Origin of the sequence: Providencia sp. SP181, from assembly GCF_050446505.1 — a bacterium.
Classification (GTDB): Bacteria; Pseudomonadota; Gammaproteobacteria; order Enterobacterales; family Enterobacteriaceae; genus Providencia; species Providencia vermicola.
On record NZ_JBBPXM010000002.1, the window covers coordinates 357,751 to 377,940 of the forward strand.

A 20,190-nucleotide genomic window follows, 5' to 3' on the forward strand; every position below is an offset into this window, starting at 1 on the left:
AAAAATGTTACCGATAATACAGAGATGCAAATTCAAACGGTTACTTAAAATAATAATATAGCCATTAATTATGTAATGGATGTTTTGGTATGCTATTTATGGCATTGATATTTTAGTAATTCATTGATAGTAGCCTCTGTTTTGGATGGAAGAAGGCTAATGGGTAACGAATAACAAGGTTAAATTTATGAACTATTCAGTCGATTCGAAAAGAAAAAATTATATTAATAAACTTATGGAAATAGAAAATAAGTTATTAAATCTCGATGGAAAAATTAATCTTCTTGAAGATAAGCTAGCATCTTACGCGTTAAGAGTAGATGGATATTTGGCGAATTTCTCAGTGTTAGGCGCACAGGGGGATGTTAAATATAAAAATAACTCAGATTATTATGATTTGATTTTTGATATCAAAAAAGACTATTGCGGTAATTTAAATAACTTTAAGTTCACCTTGCTTCATGCAAAAGATTTTATCAGGGTAATTCGAAATCAAGTTTGCTGTGCATACGATAAAGAAAGAACTAAACACGATTTATATTTTGATTTTTCAGATAATAAAACGTCATTAGTTGAGGATTATACAAAAATAACCAATAACAGATATGCACCAATATCTATAATGGAACCATATGAGAAAGAGCGTTTATTATTGATAATTAAAAGTAATAAGCAACTGAAAAAGGCTTCAGATCAATTGATTGCAGATATAATATATATTGAGAATGAAGTGAAGGGACTTACATCTAATATACCATATAAAGGCCATAATCATTTAGAGGCATTATTGAGTGAGGTCATGCAATTAAAGACTGAGATAAAAGGCTTATCTAAGAAGATAAACAATGAAGGTGCAAATACGCTAGATACAGAATTGTTTATTGCAAAAAATAAAGAGTACGAACAACGACAGGGCTATCTAGATAGTCTGATCAAGAGAAGCGAATTCAATCATAATAAGAAAGAATTAAGTAAAGATGATACTCGAGTATATCTAGATGAAATTATTTCACTAATGAGTAGCATTGCTAGCGGTGATACAGTTATCGCTCAAGATCAACATAATTTTGTAAGATCACTAGATAAGCTTTTTTACGGTCAGAGGAGTTAGCATAAAGAGGCCCCTGTTTATTAAGAATATGAGGGGCCATTTAAGTTTATATTTTATTAATTTGTTGCTTCGGAATTTAAGACAGGTACACGCTCATCATTTTTATTGTTATTGACCGTCCACCCCTTCCAAGAAAGAGGAATGAAGGCAACGGCAACGGCTAACAATGACACGCCTGCCACATAATACGCAGGCGCCATGTGAGATTGTTGCAACCATGCGCCTGTTAAAATTGGTGTTAAACCACCAAAGATGGCGTAGGCAACGTTATAAGCGAATGATAAACCTGAATAACGAATTTCAGGTGGGAATGCACGCGTGCTGATAATTGGCGTTGTTGCAATCGCACCGACAAAGAAGCCCATCAAGCCATAGTTAAAAATTAAGGTGTTGGCGGCAATATCCGTTGATAAAGACGAATAGAAATAAATCGCTGTGACTGCTAATCCGCCCCATGACAAGGTCATAGAAGTACGAGTACCTGTTTTATCCCCTAACCAGCCCCAAAAAATACAGCCTAACGTCAGGGTTAATGTGGCAGCACAGTTGGCTTGTAACGCAATATTACGGTCAATATTGTAGATGCCTTTTAAAACCACATCAGGTGTCATCAAAATCGTCACAACAATCGCCGTTGATAATGACCATGTCAGCGCTGCAGTGATCATACAGGCTTGCTTATGGGATTTAATGACCGTTTTTACAGGTAATTCTTGAGATAACGCTTTCTTCGCAGCTAACTCCCTAAAAATAGGCGTTTCTTGCAAGAAACGACGTAAATACACAGAGATAAAGCCAAAGATACCGCCCAAGATAAACGGAATACGCCATGCGAAGTCATGGACTTCAGCAGTCGTGTAAGTGCGCTCGATAATGATAGCCACGATGGAACCTAATAAGATACCACCAGTGATCCCTGACGTTAATGTGCCAACACCTAAGCCGTAACGCTGTTTTGGCGTATGCTCCGCGATAAATACCCATGCCCCTGGCATTTCACCACCGATAGCGGCACCTTGCATGATGCGCATTAACAATAATAACAGTGGCGCTGCGGCACCAATGGTTTCAAATGTTGGCAAGAAACCAATCACGAATGTTGGAAATGCCATCAAGAAAATACTCAAGGTGAACATTTTTTTACGGCCAATTTTGTCACCAAAGTGAGCCATAATAATACCGCCAAGTGGGCGAGCAAGGTAACCCGCTGCAAACAAGCCAAGTGTCGCCATTAGCGCGAGAAATTCATTATCCCCAGGGAAAAAGAGCTGAGAAATAATTTTCGCGTAGAAGACGAAAATAACGAAATCATAAAATTCCAGTGTACCGCCTAAAGAGGACAAGCCTAAGGTTTTATAATCTTCTTTGCCCAACGGTCGTGCCGAGGGCTGGCTGGTTGTTTGCGATGTCATAATACTATCCTTCTAAAATACCTGAAAATATTCACGATGATATAAATTCAGGGTAACAAGCATTTACTCAAAATAATGAGCCAATCATATTTATTGGGTGCAGATAAGAGGTCGAAAACGTTGGATGGGTATAACGTAGTTCAATACACAGTATCTTTTTGCATGCCTTATTTATAGCAGGAAATTCTATATTCTGTAAACCGCAACACCAAAAACAAGCATAACATTCTTATTAGTTTTCTTTGTTAGGGTTTAATATCTAATGCGGCTTTAAATAACCTTATATGATGTTAATAATCTGCATTTTGCAGAATATCGTATATTTAAAATAGTAATATATTTAGTTAATTATGATTAATTTAATAATTTCTTACTATTTAATGTAATGAAATAAACACTAAATATAATTATTTGAATGGTAATTTTAATCTATATAATAGATGAACTTGCTAATAAAATAATAAATACTTTGCAATGCAATGAGTTTTCTACGTTAAGTTTGAAATATTTGTGTGGTTTTTATTGGAAATGGCGGAGTTTTATAAATCGTGCATGCTCAACGCTCTCGCTGAACATGCACGAACAAAGATTATACTAAGAATAGGGTAGCGAGGCCGAGGAAAATAAAGAAGCCGCCAGTATCGGTGATAGCTGTAATCATTACGCTAGAGCCAATAGCAGGGTCTTTCCCCATTTTGATCATAATAAGTGGGATAAGCACACCCATTATTGCCGCCATCAATAGGTTTAGTACCATTGCAAGCGTCATCACTGCACCCATGGCAAGATCGCCATAGAGGAAATAGGTGACTACCCCCATGATACCGCCCCAGACAATACCGTTGATAAAGGCGACACCCAGCTCCCTGAGCATTAAGAAGGAAAAGCTACCACTTTGGATCTGGTGGAGTGCGATCGCACGCACGATCATGGTGATAGTTTGGTTCCCTGTATTTCCGCCAATCCCAGCCACAATAGGCATCAAAGTGGCGAGAGCAACCAGCTGAGAGATGGTGTCTTCAAACACACCAATCACACGGGATGCGACGAAAGCAGTACACAAGTTGATGGCCAGCCATGTCCAACGGGTTTTAACCGCTTGGCCTACAGGTGCAAAGACGTCTTCTTCAGGGCTTAACCCCCCCATACGACGGATGCTGTTATCATTTTCTTCGCTAATATTATCAACGATGTCTTCAACCGTCAGACGACCCATCAGTAAGCCATTGCTGTCCACAACGGCAGCAGAAATTAAGTCATACCGTTCGAACGCGCTCGCTGCGTCTTCCCCTTTTTCATCAGGCAGGAAGGTAACCGTATCCGTTTTCATGACGTCGGCGACGATTTTATCGGGTGATTGTGTCAAAATGGTGGTTAGAGGTAATTCCCCTTGCAGATAATTGTTGTTATCTACTACGAAAATTTTATCGGTGGCTTCTGGAATTTTGCCGCGTTGGCGTAAGTAACGTTGTACTGTTTTTAAGGCTACGTTTGGACGAACGGTGACGAATTCGAAATCCATCATTTGGCCGACACTGTCTTTTGCGTATTGTAAAACTTCGCGAATACGGCTGCGTAGGCTTGGTTCTAAATAGGTTAACAGGCGGCGCATGGTGTCGCGCGGAAGATGTTCGGCAATGTAGGCTTGTTCATCCACATGTAAGCTAGCAACCGCGCGTAGCAATTCTCTATCCGACATGTCTTTAATCAGGCTGTCCCATACAGAGACAGAGGCCTCGACGAGTACTTCACCGCGCTCGTTATTATCGACTAAACGCCATAAGGCGAGACGTTCATCGTAGGGTAACATTTCTAAAATATCGGCGATATCCGCGGTGTGTAAATCGAGAAGTAATTCTTTAACAGTACTGATTTTTTCACTAATTGCTTTGTCATCAATACTGACGTGTTGATCATTTTCAACAAGTGCGTGGACGAATTCCTCGTCATCTAAAAAAAGCGTCAGGATCTGCTGGCGAATGTGTGCCAGCTTTTGTGAGTGCGGGTTAACTATTGGCCCCACATCGTTTGAGAAAGCAGATTGTGACATTTTAATCCTTAAAACAATAGCCGCGCCGAAGCGCGTTTTATTAATTCGTCTGTGAGCGGACGAAATTTATTATCATTATTGTCGCCCATTTGAATAATATATCAAATAGTCGCACCAAACAGGCAGTGATTTCCGCGTTTAGCGTGAAAAAAACAAGAAGAAATCACCACAATAATGGCTGAAAGTTATTTATTCTCCGCGCATATACTTAATGACCAACCAGGAACATCTTCCCAATAAGCACTTTCTTTTTCTAAATCCAATAACATCAAGGCATTTTGCTCAAGATATTCTGCAGGTAAATAAAGTGTCCAATATCCATCGTCTGTTTCGATGCGCAAAGATGATGGAATGGTGGTGGATTGACGTTGATTATTTAATAAAATAGCGAGCCGCAAAATTTGAATTAACGGCATAAACTGTTTGCGTTTAAATAGGTTAAACTTAGGAATATCATCGTATTTTATGGCTCGGCGATGATTTCTCACTAGCGTAGCTAACAACAGTTGTTGTTCTTGGTTAAAGCCAGGCAAATTGGTATTTTGCAAAATATAAGCGGAGTGGCGATGCATGCCACTATGGTTAATGCTTAATCCAACTTCATGAAGCATCACTGCCCAAATTAAAATAGACTCTAATTGTGGATTGATTTGTTTAGGATTTTGTTGACCCCATTGGTAATAAAGTTCTTCCATGGTTTTCAACACCCGTTTTGCTTGTTCTCTATCAATATTGTAGTGCTCAGCAAGGCTTAAAGCAGTACGTTGGCGAATATCTTGGTGGCGAAAACGGCCCTCCATTTCATATAAAACCCCTTCGCGCAGTGCGCCATCCGATAATCGTAATTCTTTAATCTCTAATGAGTCAAAAACCGCCAGTAAAATCGCTAAGCCAGGAACAAAAACCTGTTTGCGTTCATTGGACAGTCCAGGAATATCCAGAGAAGAAAAAGTTTTATATTTCAACGCCATATTTTTTATTTCAGTAAGGCGTTCACGGGTAATCATGCCGTCTTTGTAACCAAGTTCCACTAAAACCCCGTGTGCTGCTTTAATGGTCCCCGACGCCCCCATTGCGACATCCCATGTGTATTTTTTAAATAGAATGGCAGTGCTTTCTAATTTTAAACAAGCCGCAAGGTAAGCACGGTTAAAAAATTCAGGTGTGATAGTTTCATTATGAAAATAGTTTTTTGCAAAGCTGACACAGCCCATTCGGCGGCTTTCAATCAATAAGGGTTCAAATTTTTCACCGATAACAATTTCGGTCGAACCACCACCAATGTCTAAAACCAGTTTACGGCCTTTTTCTGGCTGGGTATGTTCGACACCCATAAAAATTAAACGGGCTTCTTCTTGCCCTGAAATAATTTCAATAGGATAGGGTATGATCTCTTTTGCGCGTTGCAAAAAATTTTTCACATTGGTGGCGACACGTAAGGAATGGGTGCCCACAATGCAGACGTTATCGGGGGAAAAGCCTTGCAGGCGTTCGGCGAATAGTGCTAAACAAGAAAGCCCGCGTTCCATCGCTTCTTCACTTAATTCATTGGTATCGCTCAGTCCATCAGCAAGGTGAACACGTTTTTTTAGGCGGGTAAGTACTTGAAGCGCACCATTGACAACGCGCGCAATCACCATATGAAAGCTATTTGAACCTAGGTCAATGGCCGCAATTTCTTGGGGTCTTGGTGCTGATGATGTTGTTATTGGCATAGTATCAAGCTCGGGTATCTGGCGTTTCAAGTGATTTCAAATGTTCATAAATGGCAAGCTGAGAACGAATTTTTCGCTTGTTGCCGCGGGGAACATAATGATTACTTAAATCTTTGTCAACATAACGCGCTTTTACAGTATCACTGAATTGTAATTCCAGAATATCCAAAACCCGTTGTTTTAAAAGGGGATCGACTAATTGAACCGCGACTTCAATTCGGTAGTCAATATTTCGAGTCATCCAATCAGCTGAAGAAATAAAGACTTTTTCATCTCCTGCGTTGGCAAACACATAGACGCGGTCATGCTCCAAAAAGCGGTCAACAATGCTGGTGACTTGAATGTTTTCACTGTAACCCGCTTGGCCAGCCACTAGCGAACACATCCCACGAACTAATAAACGAATTTTCACCCCTGCATTAGAGGCGTCATAGAGCTTATCAGTCAGTTCTTTATCAACCAAGTTATTAATTTTTAATGTAATTCCACTTGGTAGACCTTCCAGAGCGTTGGTAATTTCTTGGTCAATTAGCGCAGTTAACTTTGTCCGTGTATTTTGTGGTGAAACCATCAAATTATCGAAGGTGACAGGGCGATATGGGTTTTCAATAAAGCTAAATACGCGGCGCACTTCATTGGTGATTTGCTCGTTAGCCGTTAGTAAGGAATAGTCGGTATACAACCGTGCCGTTTTTTCGTTAAAGTTTCCAGTCCCAATGTGGGCATAACGGACAATTTGGCCTTCTTCCATACGGGAGATGATAAATAACTTGGCATGAATTTTCAGACCTGGCGCGGAGAAAATAACATGCACACCCGCTTCTGTTAATCGTTTAGCCCAATGGATGTTCGCTGCTTCATCAAAACGTGCTTGTAATTCAACGACCACAGTGACTTTTTTGCCGTTGTGTGCCGCGTGGATCACGGAATCGATGATGCGTGAATCTTTTGCGACACGATAAATATTGATTTTAATGGATATCACATTTGGGTCGAATGAGGCTTGGCGCAATAACTCCAAGGTATGCTCAAAGGTATAATACGGGTAATACAGCAACACATCGCGTTCCCGAATGGCATCAAAACCGTTACGGAAATTATCAAACCAGCGGTGGCGCAAGCGAGGCAATGGTTTGTTTAATAGATTTTTATTTCCTTCATTGGGGAAATTAATAAAGTCTTTGAAGTTATGATAACGGCCACCCGCAATGACGGAGTCATCGTTGGATAATCCCAGTTTTTCCCGCAACAAGGCGACCATTTCATCAGGCATATCCCGTTGATAAACAAAACGCACAGGCTCTGCGGTTAAGCGCTGTTTTAACGTCGACGACATGATTTCCAGCAAGCTGGACTCCATTTCGGTAGCGATATCATACTCGGCGTCACGAGTCATTTTCATGGAATACGCGTTAAGTTCGTCGTAATCGAAAAAGCCTTTGAAAATTTCGTCTAACGTATAACGAAGAATGTTATCAATTAAAATCATGGATTTACGGCGCTTTGGCATCTCTGGGGGGAGATTAACAAAACGCGGGACTTTATCCGATGGAATTTCTAGCAGTGCATATTGAATGTCATTGCCATTAATTATCTCAACCGCAAGATAGGTATAGTCATCTTTTAAAAATTCAACTAAATCTGTGTCTGGGTTGATTAAAATCGGTGTAATATGTTGGCGCAGATTTTGGCGAAAATATTGGCGCAACCAAATTTGTTGGCGTGGGGAAATCTGTCGCTCATTAATCAGGAAGATTTGGTTACGGGCCATTTCAAGCAATAAATCATTATATAAAACGTCAAACTCTTGTTCTTGTTTGGCGACTTTTGCTTGAATGCGCTTAAGTAAATGGCGAGAGCCACTGGCAGAGCCACGTTCTTCATTAATTAAAATACGGCGCTTCACGTCGGCGAAGCGCACTTTATAGAACTCGTCTAAGTTATTGGAATAAATGCCCAAAAAACGCATTCGCTCAATTAACGGGTTACGCTTATCGGCGGCTTCTTGCAAAACGCGCTCGTTAAAAGACAGCCAGCTTAGCTCTTTTTCATGATAGAGACGTTCTTGGGACATTCTGACTCCGTATTAGACGCTTGTTACTTAATGGCGATTGTATCAGCCAGTTAACTAAATGTGATGCTTAATTGCTTTATCTTGTGCGATGACGCTTTCAGGGTTCTCTGATTGCTGTTTCATTGCAAAATATTGCTGTTGGAAAACGCACATACGGATAGCCGTATGGTAGCGACCATTCACGAAAAACTCATCAATCAATTCACCTTCAGTATGGAAGCCAAGTTTATTATAAATGTGGATCGCTTTGACATTTTCTTTATCAACAATGAGATAAAGCTTATACAAATTTAATACAGAGAAAGCATAGTCCATTGCCAGCCTTGCTGCACGGCTCGCATAGCCATGGCCTTGGTGGTGCGGTGCAATGATAATTTGGAACTCAGAACGGCGGTGAACATAATCAATTTCAACCAATTCAACTAACCCGACTTTTTCGCTATCATTTTCCACGATAAAACGGCGTTCGGATTGGTCATGAATATGTTTGTCGTAAAGATCACTTAGCTCAACAAAGGCCTCGTAAGGCTCTTCAAACCAGTAGCGCATCACACTGGCGTTGTTATCAAGTTGATGAATAAACGCTAAATCTTCACGTTCAAGTGGGCGCAACCTAAACGGATGAACTTGCCCGGTAGTCATAAAACACCTCTATTGGTTATGAAAAAACATTTTTTGCTTAAATAAGGATACCACTTATTTGGGATAAAATAATGACATAACACAGAGAGATCATCCCCTTGTTGAAGAATAGTTCACTTTATGCAGAACTAAGTGGTTAATCGCTGAAAAAACAATCAATTGACAGATTGTATATTCGCCAATTTTAGTGCAACAAAAAGGGTGGAAATTCCACCCTTTGAATCGTTATTTATACAGAAAATAAACTACTCATTAGCATAACCCCGTTGAGGGAGCACTTTACCATCTAATACGGCTTTACCTTCAACCATGGTCAAGCGGTTATCACTAAACCATTGTACAACCAGAGGGTAAATAGTATGTTCTTGCGTTTTTACTCGTTCAATGAGGTCTGCTTCGGTATCTTCAGGGAAAATAGGAACTTTAGCCTGTAATATCACAGGGCCACCGTCTAATTCCTCAGTGACAAAATGAACGGAAGTACCATGTTCTTTATCACCATTTTCCAAAGCCTTACGATGAGTATGTAGCCCAGGGTATTTAGGCAATAAAGAAGGGTGAATATTGAGTAATTTCCCTGTGAAATGAGTGACAAAATCAGGGGATAAAATACGCATAAACCCAGCTAAGACTACCAAGTCTGGTTGGTATTGTTCAATAAGCGCTAATAAAGCGGCATCATAGGCTTGGCGATTGCTATACGCTTTTGCATCAAGGCAAGCGGCAGGGATCCCTGCCTGCTGTGCCCGCACTAGTCCATAAGCCGTGTTTTGGTTGCTCACTACGGCCACAATGCGACCCTTTATTGTGCCTGACTGGCAACCTTCGATGATCGATTGTAAGTTACTGCCACTGCCAGAAATGAGGACAACGATTTTTTTCATTAGCGGATCACAACCTGCTCTTCACCCGCAGGTAATTGGCCGATTGAACCAATTTGCCATGCGTTTTCACCCAGTGATGTTAATAACGCTAATGCGGTATTGACTTCACTTTGTGGCAGGGCAATGATGATGCCAACACCGCAGTTAAAGGTGCGGTACATTTCATGGGTACTGACATCACCCGCGTTTTGTAGCCAACTAAAAACTGAAGGCCATTGCCAGCTACTACCATCAATAATCGCTTGGGTATTATCCGGTAGAACGCGTGGGATATTTTCCCAGAAACCGCCGCCTGTAATGTGTGCGATCGCATGAATGTCATTCTTCGCAATCAGCTCTAACACGTTTTTCACATAAATACGTGTAGGTTCTAATAAATGGTCAGCCAATGATTTGCCATCTAATTGTTCAGTTTCGGGGTTCGTTTTGCTGACTTCTAAAATTTTACGCACTAATGAATAGCCGTTTGAGTGAGGGCCACTTGAGGCGAGGGCGATTAGCGCATCACCTGCGCTGACTTTGCTGCCATCAATGATTTCAGAGCGCTCAACCACACCGACGCAAAAGCCTGCAACGTCATAGTCTTCACCATGGTACATTCCTGGCATTTCAGCGGTTTCACCACCCACTAATGCGCAGCCAGATTGTTTACAGCCATCGGCAATTCCCGTGATGACGCTGGCAGCGGTATCAACGTCTAATTTACCTGTCGCGTAGTAATCAAGGAAGAATAATGGCTCAGCGCCTTGAACGATAAGGTCATTAACGCACATGGCAACAAGGTCAATCCCGATTGAATCATGGCGTTTTAAATCCATTGCCAGACGTAATTTTGTCCCAACGCCGTCGGTACCTGAAACAAGTACGGGCTCGCGGTATTTTTGTGGCAGGGAACATAATGCACCGAACCCACCAAGACCCCCCATCACTTCGGGACGACGCGTTTCTTTTACGACACCTTTAATACGTTCAACCAGTGCGTTACCTGCATCAATATCGACACCGGCATCTTTATAGCTGAGAGAGGTTTTATCAGTCACTACGGCCCCCAAGGCAATTACATTTTTGAGAAAAATAACATCATGGGCAGTATTCTAACAGGCTAAGCAAACGTTTGCGATAGCTTTGTGAATGAAAATTATTATGGCTGAAAATGGCAGAAAGTGAGCCTGTTCACAAGGTGAAATATGCCCAATATTTAAATATTGGCAAAAAAATAAATTCAGGAGATCATCAACATGCAACTTAACCGATATGGGGTATACTATTTTAAAAAAGTTTGCCTAATCGTTGCTGTTTTGACCAAAATCAAACGTAATCTAGTGGCATTCATGGTTAAAAGAGTTATAATCCCGCGATTTTTTTGTCCGCCAGCGTCTAAAATAGTAGGAGAAACCCATGAAGATCGTTGAGGTAAAACACCCTCTCGTTAAACATAAACTTGGCCTGATGCGAGATCATGATATAAGCACCAAACGCTTTCGTGAACTGGCCTCAGAGGTTGGTAGCCTACTGACTTATGAAGCAACCGCTGACCTAGAAACTGAAAAAGTGACTATTGATGGTTGGTGTGGTCCTGTCGAAATAGAACAAATTAAAGGTAAGAAAATCACTGTAGTCCCAATCCTCCGCGCAGGTATTGGTATGATGAATGGTGTATTGGAAAGCATTCCTAGCGCACGTATCAGTGTGGTTGGTGTGTACCGTGATGAAGAAACACTGCAGCCTGTCCCTTATTTCCAAAAATTGACTTCAGATATCAATGAGCGTATGGCGTTAGTTGTTGACCCTATGTTGGCAACGGGCGGTTCGATGATCGCGACTATCGATTTACTGAAAAAAGAAGGATGTAAGTCAATTAAGGTTTTAGTCTTAGTTGCTGCACCTGAAGGGATCAAAGCATTAGAAAAAGTCCACCCAGATGTTGAGCTGTATACCGCTTCCATTGACCAGCATCTCAATGAAGAAGGTTACATTGTTCCAGGCCTCGGTGATGCGGGCGATAAGATATTTGGTACTAAATAAAAATGAGCCGACTGAGAAGTCGGCTTTTTTTTGATTTATTAAATGAAATCAATGTTTGCAAGTCTTCGGCCACTTGCATAAATCATAGCTAAAAGGGGATAAGCTCAAATGACACGTCGCACTATTGGTGTTGAAGAAAGACCACCATTACTACAAACTATTCCACTGAGTTTTCAGCATCTTTTTGCGATGTTTGGCGCAACCGTTGTCGTACCTATTCTGTTTGGTGTAAACCCAGCAACTATCTTGCTGTTTAACGGAATTGGTACATTAATCTACTTGTTTATCTGTAAAGGTCAGATCCCTGCTTATTTAGGCTCAAGTTTTGCCTTTATTTCACCAGTGTTAATTCTATTGCCATTGGGTTATGAACTGGCATTGGGTGGTTTTATTATTTGTGGTGTATTGTTTTGCCTTGTGGCGTTAATCGTCAAAGTGGCAGGAAGGAGCTGGATCAATGTGATGTTCCCGCCAGCGGCGATGGGAGCAATTGTTGCTGTTATCGGCTTAGAACTCGCCCAAACGGCGGCAGGTATGGCAGGTTTACTGCCAAAAGATGGCGCGGCGGTTGATACTAACACTTTAATCATTTCATTAACCACGTTATCGGTGACTATTTTATGTGCGGTCATGTTCCGTGGTTTCTTATCGATTATCCCTATTTTAATCGGTTTTTTAACGGGTTATGCGTTGTCATACTTTATGGGGGTTGTGGATTTTACCCCAGTGATTGAAGCGCCTTGGTTTGCAATCCCAACATTCTATACTCCACGTTTTGAGTGGTTTGCTATCCTCACTATTTTACCTGCCGCGTTAGTCGTTATCGCAGAACACGTAGGCCACTTAGTGGTTACGGCCAATATCGTTGAACGGGATTTGATGAAATCCCCAGGTTTACACCGCTCGATGTTTGCTAACGGTTTTTCAACCGTGTTATCTGGTTTCTTTGGTTCAACGCCAAACACCACGTATGGTGAAAATATCGGTGTGATGGCAATTACCAAGGTTTACAGTACTTGGGTCATCGGTGGGGCAGCGATTATCGCTATTTTGTTATCGTGCATTGGTAAATTAGCCGCTGCAATCCAATTAGTGCCTGTACCTGTGATGGGGGGCGTTTCATTATTACTGTACGGAGTTATTGGTGCGTCAGGTATTCGCGTTCTGATTGATTCGAAGGTTGATTATAATAAGCCTCAAAACTTAATTTTAACCTCTGTGATCTTGATTATCGGGGTGAGTGGCGCGGTTATTCACATTGGCCAAGCTGAACTAAAAGGGATGGCATTAGCGACTATTGTCGGGATCTTTATGGCATTACTGTTCCGTTTTATTACCTTTGTTCGTCCTGAAAAACAGTTTGTAAACAGTGAAGTTAAAGAGCTAAATAACGATAAGTAATCACATTTTTTAATTTATGACAATTGCTGCTGTGGTTAAAGCAGCGGCAATTGAAAGGGATCTTGTTCATCTACCCGCGTTTTTTGTGGTAAACTGTTTAGCGAAAATTGATTTGTACAGCCAGAGGCGATTCTGAACACACCATCACAGCTTTCACTACCACTTTATCTACCCGATGATGAAACCTTTGCCAGCTTTTATGCAGGGGAAAATGAAGCGTTGCTGTCTGCTATAAAATCTGCAATCAATCAAGCACATGGTAGCTATATTTATTATTGGTCACGTGAAGGTGGCGGAAAAAGCCATTTACTCCATGCTGCGTGCGCAGAGCTTTCAGAGCAAGGCGTTGCTGTTGGGTATGTTCCTTTAGATAAACGTGCCTATTTTGTGCCTGATGTCCTTGAAGGTATGGAAAACCTATCACTGGTGTGTATTGATAATATTCAATGCATAGCTGGGGATGAGGAATGGGAAATGGCGATGTTCAATTTATATAATCGTATTCTCGAAATTGGCCGTACCTGCTTGTTGATCACCAGTGATCGTCCACCTCGTCAAATTGACCTTAAACTGCCTGATTTAGCTTCCCGTCTCGACTGGGGGCAGATTTACAAACTACATCCATTAAGTGATGAAGATAAAATCTACGCCTTACAATTACGTGCTCGCATGCGGGGTTTTGAATTGCCTGAAGATGTATGCCGTTTTGTGCTTAAACGCCTCGACAGAAAAATGGGTACGTTGTTTGATATTCTCAACAAGTTAGATCACGCCTCGATTGTTGCCCAACGCAAACTCACCATTCCGTTTGTTAAAGATATTCTAAATCTATAGTATTATTACTACCTTAATTATTAATATAGCCTTAAACTTGAATGGCAAAGGTATTTAAAATAATAAATATAAAAGATATGGTTAGTTGACTATAAAAAAAGAGTATTTTAGATTTTTCTTTACGATAAAATAAAGTTAGGAAACTCAATCATAAACGAAAGGGAATATGCAGGTTTTATTTTATTAGATAAAAAATGAATATATGGTCTAGTGGGTTGAAAGAACGATTTTAACACATATGCCATCCATATCTGCTCCTCCAAAACAATCTAAGTACCCTAATATTATTGGTAGTGCTACGGGTGCTATATCATCAGAATTAACGAAGAAAAATATAGATGACAACTTAAAAGGAGATAATGAACAAATGAAAATTTTGTTGTACTTTATCTATTTTTATTTAAGTTTATTTGTTATTTTTTGGCGTTATAGTCATAAGCCAATTAATTAACCAATTAAATATACTCTATAAGGTTGGTAAATCTTCTTATGGTAAAAGTGATTTTATTGAAGCAATAATAATTTCAAATATAGTGGGCTTCCCCACTGCTTTTTTTTAACCATACTGAGCTATATGGAATATAAAGGTCAGAAATAACAAAAAACCAGTCTTAATTTTTCAGTGAGACTGGTTTTTGCTTATTAAGAGGGATTTTTACAAAATCTCCAACACTTGCTCAGGTGGACGACCTAAACGGGCTTTATCACCATTAACCACAATAGGGCGTTCAATCAATTTAGGGTTCTCATGCATCGCTTTAATGAGTTGATCTTGCGTTAAGCTGTCATCACTCAAATTCAACTCTTTGTATAAGTCTTCTTTTGTGCGCATTAATTGACGAGCATCTTTAAAACCTAGCATTTTCAATAATTTTTTAATCTCAGCAGCAGTCGGTGCTGTTTTTAAATATTCAACCACCGTTGGTGCGATCCCTTTTTCTTCTAAAAGCGCTAAGGTTTCACGGCTTTTAGAGCAACGCGGGTTATGGTAAATCTTAATTGAATTCGTCATTTTGAGTCCTTACGGTTTTGCATTTTCATCACGTAATTGTAGTTTTCTCAATGCATCGATACGTGCATCGTAGCGTTGTTGTTCATAACTGCCTAAACGGCTTTGGCGGCTGGCATCACTTAAATAATTGATTGCTGTGTCATAACCACCGCGTAGTGCGAGGCCTTCTGCATAAGCCGCGAGTTCTTCGGGGCGATTGCCTTGTTTTGCTGATGCTTCAGCCAACAAATCCCAACCAATTGGGTCATCAGGATAATCAAAAGTGTATTTGTTCAGTAACGTGGTCGCTTCTTTATACTGATGGTTGTTGATTAACGCGTTCGCTAAGTTAACAATAAACACCGTGTTTTTCGGTGATTTTTTGAGTGCACCTTGCAGGCGTGTGATGGCTTTAGTTGCTTGATTTTGCTCGATATCAACATCTGTCATGCTATCGATAAACCACGGATTATCGGGCTGTTTATTTAATAATTCAGTGAGAATTTTACCTGCATCTGCGTATTTTTTATCCTGTGAAAGGATCAGGGCTTTACCATATTGCGCAGCAAGCTGTTCGTTTTGCGAACCTTTCTCGTAATTTTCGATGATCTGGTCAAGGGCATGCTTTTGCTCTGTGCCATACATGGCTAAAATACGGACACGGGCTAACATAAAATCTAATGATGAAGGCACACTGGCTTTGGGTAACTGACTTGAACGGTTACGTGCATCCGCTAAACGGCTGTCGGGAAGGGGGTGCGTTAACAAGATTTCAGGCGGTTTAGACATATAGCGCGTTTGATCTGCCATGGTTTGCATAAAATCCGCCATCGCATGAGGATCAAAACCCGAACGGCGCAATGTTTGCAGGCCAATACGATCTGCTTCTTGCTCATTCGCTTGTGTGAAACTAATCCTACCTTGTTGCACACCCGCCATCGTACCTGTTAGTGCAGCAAAACCCGCTTGTGGATTGGCCATGACTAAAAGGAGTGAGCCAATTGTCCCTGCAATGGCTAACGGCGTGGTGCTTTTTTGGTCTTCCATCATTCGCGCAAGGTGCCTTTGCGTGACGTGAGAAATTTCGTGAGCCATAACAGAAGCGAGCTGGCTTTCATTTTGGCTATAACGGAATAAAGCGGAGTGCAGCACCACATTGCCGCCAAAATAAGCATAGGCGTTAATATTTGGGTTATTGACTAAATAAAACTTAAACGGGGTTTTAACTGAGTCAGCATTCTTCACTAAACGCATGCCAATCTTGTTAACATACTGAGTTAACAAGGGATCGTAAATTAGTGGTGTGCTGGCGCGAATTTGCCGGGTAATGGCATCACCCATAATAATTTCTTGGTTAATGCTAAGCGTGCCACCCGCAGTGGTACCGATGTCAGGTAAGGTATCTTCAATTGCACTATAAGCAGGCAAAACCGCACCATTGACGAGTGCAGCGATCATGAAAGCCAATAATGGGTATTTCAATTTTTTTTTCATGAAACGTGAGTATCCCATACAACGTTTAAAATTTAGGGTAAGTGCCAACTTTATTTCGAGTACATAAACACAAGGCATCAAATAACTCGAAAAGTTTAAAACACATGATAGCAAAAGCTATCGTAAAATCTGTTATTCGGTATAATTTTCGTTAATTTAGGAACTGTCCTTCGCATTAATTCCTCGGGAGCAACACATGCTGGAATTGTTTTTACAATGGTACCGTCGGCGTTTTGCCGATCCACAAGCCGTGGCACTGTTTACATTGTTGGTCTCAGGTTTTGTGATCATCTTCTTTTTCAGCAGTATACTGGCTCCATTGCTGGTGGCAATTGCCTTGGCGTATTTACTTGAATGGCCAACAAATATACTACAGCGCGCAGGGTTATCCCGCGCAGTTGCCGTGAGCATTATTTTGACCTTGTTTGCAGGAATAAGTGCCATGGTTATTTTAATTATTGCGCCAACGGCATGGCAGCAAGGTATTAATTTGATAGCCGATCTCCCTAATATGGTTAACCGCTTCAATGAGTTTGCTCAAAAACTCCCTGAGCAATACCCTGCATTAGTCGATGTTGGGATCATAGATATGATGGCTGATAACTTACGTAGCCGTATGTCTGGGATTGCTGATTCCGTGGTTAAGGCTTCGGTAGCATCACTAATTGGCATTTTTTCCCTTGCGGTGTATTTAGTGTTAGTGCCATTAATGACCTTTTTTCTACTAAAAGATAAAGAACGTATTAGTCGCAGTTTCTTAAAATTGCTACCTAAAAACCGGTTATTAGTCGGGAAAGTTTGGGTCGAAATGAACGAGCAAATCACCAATTACCTACGCGGTAAAGTGACGGAAATGGTGATTGTCGGTGTCGCAACCTATTTATGTTTTGCCTATTTCGACTTGCGCTATGCGGTATTGTTATCGGTGCTAGTCGGTGTCGCGGTACTCATACCCTATATTGGTGCAGTTGCTGCCACCATTCCTGTGGTTATTGTCGCGTTATTTCAATATGGGATTGGCAGTGAATTTTGGTATCTGATGTTAGTTTATTTGGTCATTCAAGGGCTGGATAGCAACGTTGTAGTGCCATTACTGTTTTCAGAGGCTGTTAACTTACACCCATTGGTGATTATTTTATCCGTGGTGGTATTTGGCGGATTGTGGGGCTTTTGGGGGGTTTTCTTTGCAATCCCGTTGGCGACTTTAATTAAAGCAGTAATCCATGTTTGGCCAGAAGAGCCAGTAGAAGAGGCTAAATAAGAAATCAATCATAGTGCTGTATGGGATATACAGCACTATTGAATTATAAAGTATTATGCGTTTGCGTTGATGTACGCGAGAACGATTTCATGGTGGTTAGTGGTTTTGAAATCATCAAAAACGTGCTCGATTTTCCCTGTTGGGTCGACTAAGAAACTAATACGGTGAATTCCATCGTAGGTTTTCCCCATAAATTGTTTTTCGCCCCAAACCCCAAATTGCTCGCACACTTGGTGGTCTTCATCGGATAACAGTGTGAAATTCAACATTTCTTTTTCAGCGAAACGCGACAGTTTCTCTGGTTTGTCAGTGCTAATCCCTAACACTTCGACGCCTTTTGCTTTGAGTGTATCCATCTCATCACGCAAGCCGCACGCTTGAACTGTACAGCCGGGAGTCATCGCTTTTGGGTAAAAGTAAACTAATACGCGCTGACCCTGGTAATCAGAAAGATTGATGATCTCACCATCTTGGTCAGGAAGGCTAAATTGTGGCGCCTTATCACCGGCTTTCAATGGGTTCATTACATATATCTCCGTTAACTCTGCATATTGGGGTTGTTAACAATACTGATATTGCCTGTGGCATTTAGCATTGTACATAGTTGTTGAAATTTATTCTTTATAATTATGCCATTATCGTCCAACGGGTCATGTGCAGTAATCTGAATTTCCAGTTGAGCAGGCATATTATTATTGGCTGGTTGAGTCTTAGAAACAAGTTCTGCGATATTACATTGCGAAGTTGTAAATAAATTTGTGAATTGCTCGACAATTCGAGGTGCATCATCGACAACGACATTCACAGTAACTGTGGATGGATAATAAGTTATTTGAACACTCTGAGTTCGCTTCATGACAATCAGCAAGTCGAGTTCAGCTCCCTTAGGAGGCAAGGTTGCCTCAAGCAGGGTAATTGCATTCCAACTTCCAGATAACATCATAATGAAAGTGAACTCCTTGCCAAACATCGCTAAGCGACTATCTTCAATATTACAGTCACACTCACTGACAATACGTGTAATGGTGTTCACGATGCCCGGACGATCTGTTCCCAGCGCAGTAATGACAAGAAATTGCTGTTCAGTCTTAGGCAAAGTCTATTCCTTATTTTTTTGATTATGCCAGTTAAACATTTGATTAGAATATAGCCTTAAAACGAGACTATAAAAACTGACGGCCACTGGGAGTAAGGAAACCATAAAAAGTGACATCTGCCAAGAGGCGTCATTCACTCTTGCGAGAAAAGTCAGTGAATTATTACTTCTATTTAAGTTAACTCTGTTGGCATTAACAAAATTCATTAAAATCTTGCTGTTGGGTGGTTTTCTTCTTGGAAATGAAAACGTAACATGGAGGTTCAATTATTTAAGGGGTATCGCTATGGCTAATGGAAACGCAAACTACAAAGAATTTTTAACAGGAAGCATTGTCGCAGTTATCACACCAATGGATTCAGCGGGGCGTTTAGATAAAGCTAGCTTAAAAAAATTGGTCGATTACCATGTGGAAAGCGGCACAACGGCTATCGTTTCTGTTGGTACTACTGGTGAATCAGCAACCTTAACGCATAAAGAACACGTGGATGTTGTGAAAGCAACATTAGAGCTTGCTGATGGTCGTATCCCGATTATTGCAGGAGCGGGCGCAAATGCGACTGCAGAAGCTATTTCACTCACAAATGATTTTGAAAACAGTGGTGTGGTTGCTTGCCTGACTGTAACACCTTATTATAATAGGCCTTCACAGGAAGGGTTATATCAACACTTTAAAGCAATTTCAGAAAACACGAGCTTGCCACAAATTCTCTATAATGTACCATCACGTACAGGTTGCGATATGCTGCCAGAAACTGTGGGTCGTTTAGCAAAATTGGCGAATATTGTCGCAATTAAAGAAGCGACAGGGAACTTAGCACGTGTTCATCAAATCAAAGAGCTGGTTGATGATAATTTTGTGCTATTAACGGGTGACGATGCGACCGCACTTGATTTCATGCAACTGGGCGGAAAGGGCGTTATTTCAGTGACATCGAACGTTGCTGCGGCTCAGATGGTAAAAATGTGTGACTTAGCGCTTGCAGGCAAATATACTGAGGCGCGTGAATTAAATAAAAAACTGATGGGCTTACACCAACAGTTATTTGTTGAACCGAATCCAATTCCAGCGAAATGGGGTTGTCATCGCTTAGGTCTGATTGCCGATGGAACATTACGGTTACCAATGACACCGTTAACTGCGGCAGGCCAGCAAAAAGTTGAGGACGCTTTAAAACTCGCTGGGTTACTGTAAAATTT

The 20,190-nt window shown here is 40.9% G+C and carries 16 protein-coding genes and 1 pseudogene; 6 read left to right on the forward strand and 11 right to left on the reverse strand.

The features are described from left to right. Positions 1–187: 187 nt before the first annotated feature. Complete coding sequence (locus AABS66_RS04970; RefSeq protein WP_430224625.1) at positions 188–1,111, forward strand: hypothetical protein; 924 nt, start codon at positions 188–190, stop codon at positions 1,109–1,111. 56 nt (positions 1,112–1,167) lie between these two features. On the opposite strand, the gene AABS66_RS04975 is transcribed toward AABS66_RS04970, so the two are convergent. From AABS66_RS04975 to purM, 7 genes and pseudogenes are all read right to left on the reverse strand, one after another. Beyond that, on the reverse strand, positions 1,168–2,523 hold the full coding sequence (locus tag AABS66_RS04975; RefSeq protein ID WP_206086508.1) for an MFS transporter: 1,356 nt from the start codon (positions 2,521–2,523) through the stop codon (positions 1,168–1,170). 589 nt (positions 2,524–3,112) lie between these two features. After that, positions 3,113–4,393: pseudogene (gene mgtE / locus AABS66_RS04980) on the reverse strand (magnesium transporter); the annotation flags it as partial. Positions 4,394–4,758: 365 nt separating this feature from the next. After that, positions 4,759–6,288 carry an exopolyphosphatase gene (locus AABS66_RS04985; RefSeq protein ID WP_430224626.1) on the reverse strand — a complete coding sequence of 510 codons (1,530 nt, stop codon included), beginning with the start codon at positions 6,286–6,288 and terminating at the stop codon, positions 4,759–4,761. A gap of 4 nt (positions 6,289–6,292) precedes the next feature. Beyond that, positions 6,293–8,362: a polyphosphate kinase 1 gene (ppk1, locus tag AABS66_RS04990; RefSeq protein ID WP_206086530.1), complete on the reverse strand. Its 2,070-nt coding sequence runs from the start codon at positions 8,360–8,362 to the stop codon at positions 6,293–6,295. A gap of 54 nt (positions 8,363–8,416) precedes the next feature. Beyond that, entirely contained in the window at positions 8,417–9,004 is a 588-nt protein-coding gene (gene speG, locus AABS66_RS04995; RefSeq protein WP_206086537.1) for a spermidine N1-acetyltransferase, read from the reverse strand. A gap of 245 nt (positions 9,005–9,249) precedes the next feature. Further along, positions 9,250–9,888: a phosphoribosylglycinamide formyltransferase gene (gene purN / locus AABS66_RS05000; protein WP_430224627.1), complete on the reverse strand. Its 639-nt coding sequence runs from the start codon at positions 9,886–9,888 to the stop codon at positions 9,250–9,252. Further along, positions 9,888–10,928 carry a phosphoribosylformylglycinamidine cyclo-ligase gene (gene purM / locus AABS66_RS05005; protein WP_206086540.1) on the reverse strand — a complete coding sequence of 347 codons (1,041 nt, stop codon included), beginning with the start codon at positions 10,926–10,928 and terminating at the stop codon, positions 9,888–9,890. Before purM ends, purN begins: the two co-directional genes overlap by 1 nt. 358 nt (positions 10,929–11,286) lie before the next feature. On the opposite strand from purM, the gene upp reads away from it, so the two are divergent. From upp to hda, 3 genes are all read left to right on the forward strand, one after another. Next, complete coding sequence (upp, locus tag AABS66_RS05010) at positions 11,287–11,913, forward strand: uracil phosphoribosyltransferase (RefSeq protein ID WP_206086546.1); 627 nt, start codon at positions 11,287–11,289, stop codon at positions 11,911–11,913. Positions 11,914–12,021: 108 nt separating this feature from the next. Next, positions 12,022–13,314 (forward strand): uracil permease, encoded by a 1,293-nt coding sequence (gene uraA, locus AABS66_RS05015; protein ID WP_430224628.1) that lies wholly within the window; start codon positions 12,022–12,024, stop codon positions 13,312–13,314. 129 nt (positions 13,315–13,443) lie between these two features. Next, complete coding sequence (hda, locus tag AABS66_RS05020) at positions 13,444–14,148, forward strand: DnaA inactivator Hda (protein ID WP_206086630.1); 705 nt, start codon at positions 13,444–13,446, stop codon at positions 14,146–14,148. Positions 14,149–14,803: 655 nt separating this feature from the next. On the opposite strand, the gene arsC is transcribed toward hda, so the two are convergent. Further along, positions 14,804–15,160, reverse strand: coding sequence for an arsenate reductase (glutaredoxin) (arsC, locus tag AABS66_RS05025; RefSeq protein WP_430224629.1), 357 nt, complete (start codon positions 15,158–15,160; stop codon positions 14,804–14,806). Positions 15,161–15,169: 9 nt separating this feature from the next. Then, the gene (locus AABS66_RS05030; RefSeq protein ID WP_206086556.1) at positions 15,170–16,633 is read right to left on the reverse strand and encodes a beta-barrel assembly-enhancing protease; all 1,464 of its coding nucleotides are present in this window, start codon (positions 16,631–16,633) and stop codon (positions 15,170–15,172) included. Positions 16,634–16,829: 196 nt separating this feature from the next. Here AABS66_RS05030 and AABS66_RS05035 point away from each other — a divergent pair, with 196 nt between their 5' ends. Continuing rightward, complete coding sequence (locus AABS66_RS05035; RefSeq protein WP_206086557.1) at positions 16,830–17,894, forward strand: AI-2E family transporter; 1,065 nt, start codon at positions 16,830–16,832, stop codon at positions 17,892–17,894. 53 nt (positions 17,895–17,947) lie between these two features. On the opposite strand, the gene bcp is transcribed toward AABS66_RS05035, so the two are convergent. Then, complete coding sequence (gene bcp / locus AABS66_RS05040) at positions 17,948–18,418, reverse strand: thioredoxin-dependent thiol peroxidase (RefSeq protein ID WP_206086558.1); 471 nt, start codon at positions 18,416–18,418, stop codon at positions 17,948–17,950. A gap of 14 nt (positions 18,419–18,432) precedes the next feature. Continuing rightward, on the reverse strand, positions 18,433–18,990 hold the full coding sequence (locus AABS66_RS05045) for a glycine cleavage system transcriptional repressor (RefSeq protein WP_206086559.1): 558 nt from the start codon (positions 18,988–18,990) through the stop codon (positions 18,433–18,435). Positions 18,991–19,276: 286 nt separating this feature from the next. On the opposite strand from AABS66_RS05045, the gene dapA reads away from it, so the two are divergent. Beyond that, complete coding sequence (gene dapA, locus AABS66_RS05050) at positions 19,277–20,185, forward strand: 4-hydroxy-tetrahydrodipicolinate synthase (RefSeq protein ID WP_206086560.1); 909 nt, start codon at positions 19,277–19,279, stop codon at positions 20,183–20,185. The last annotated feature ends 5 nt before the right edge of the window (positions 20,186–20,190 follow it).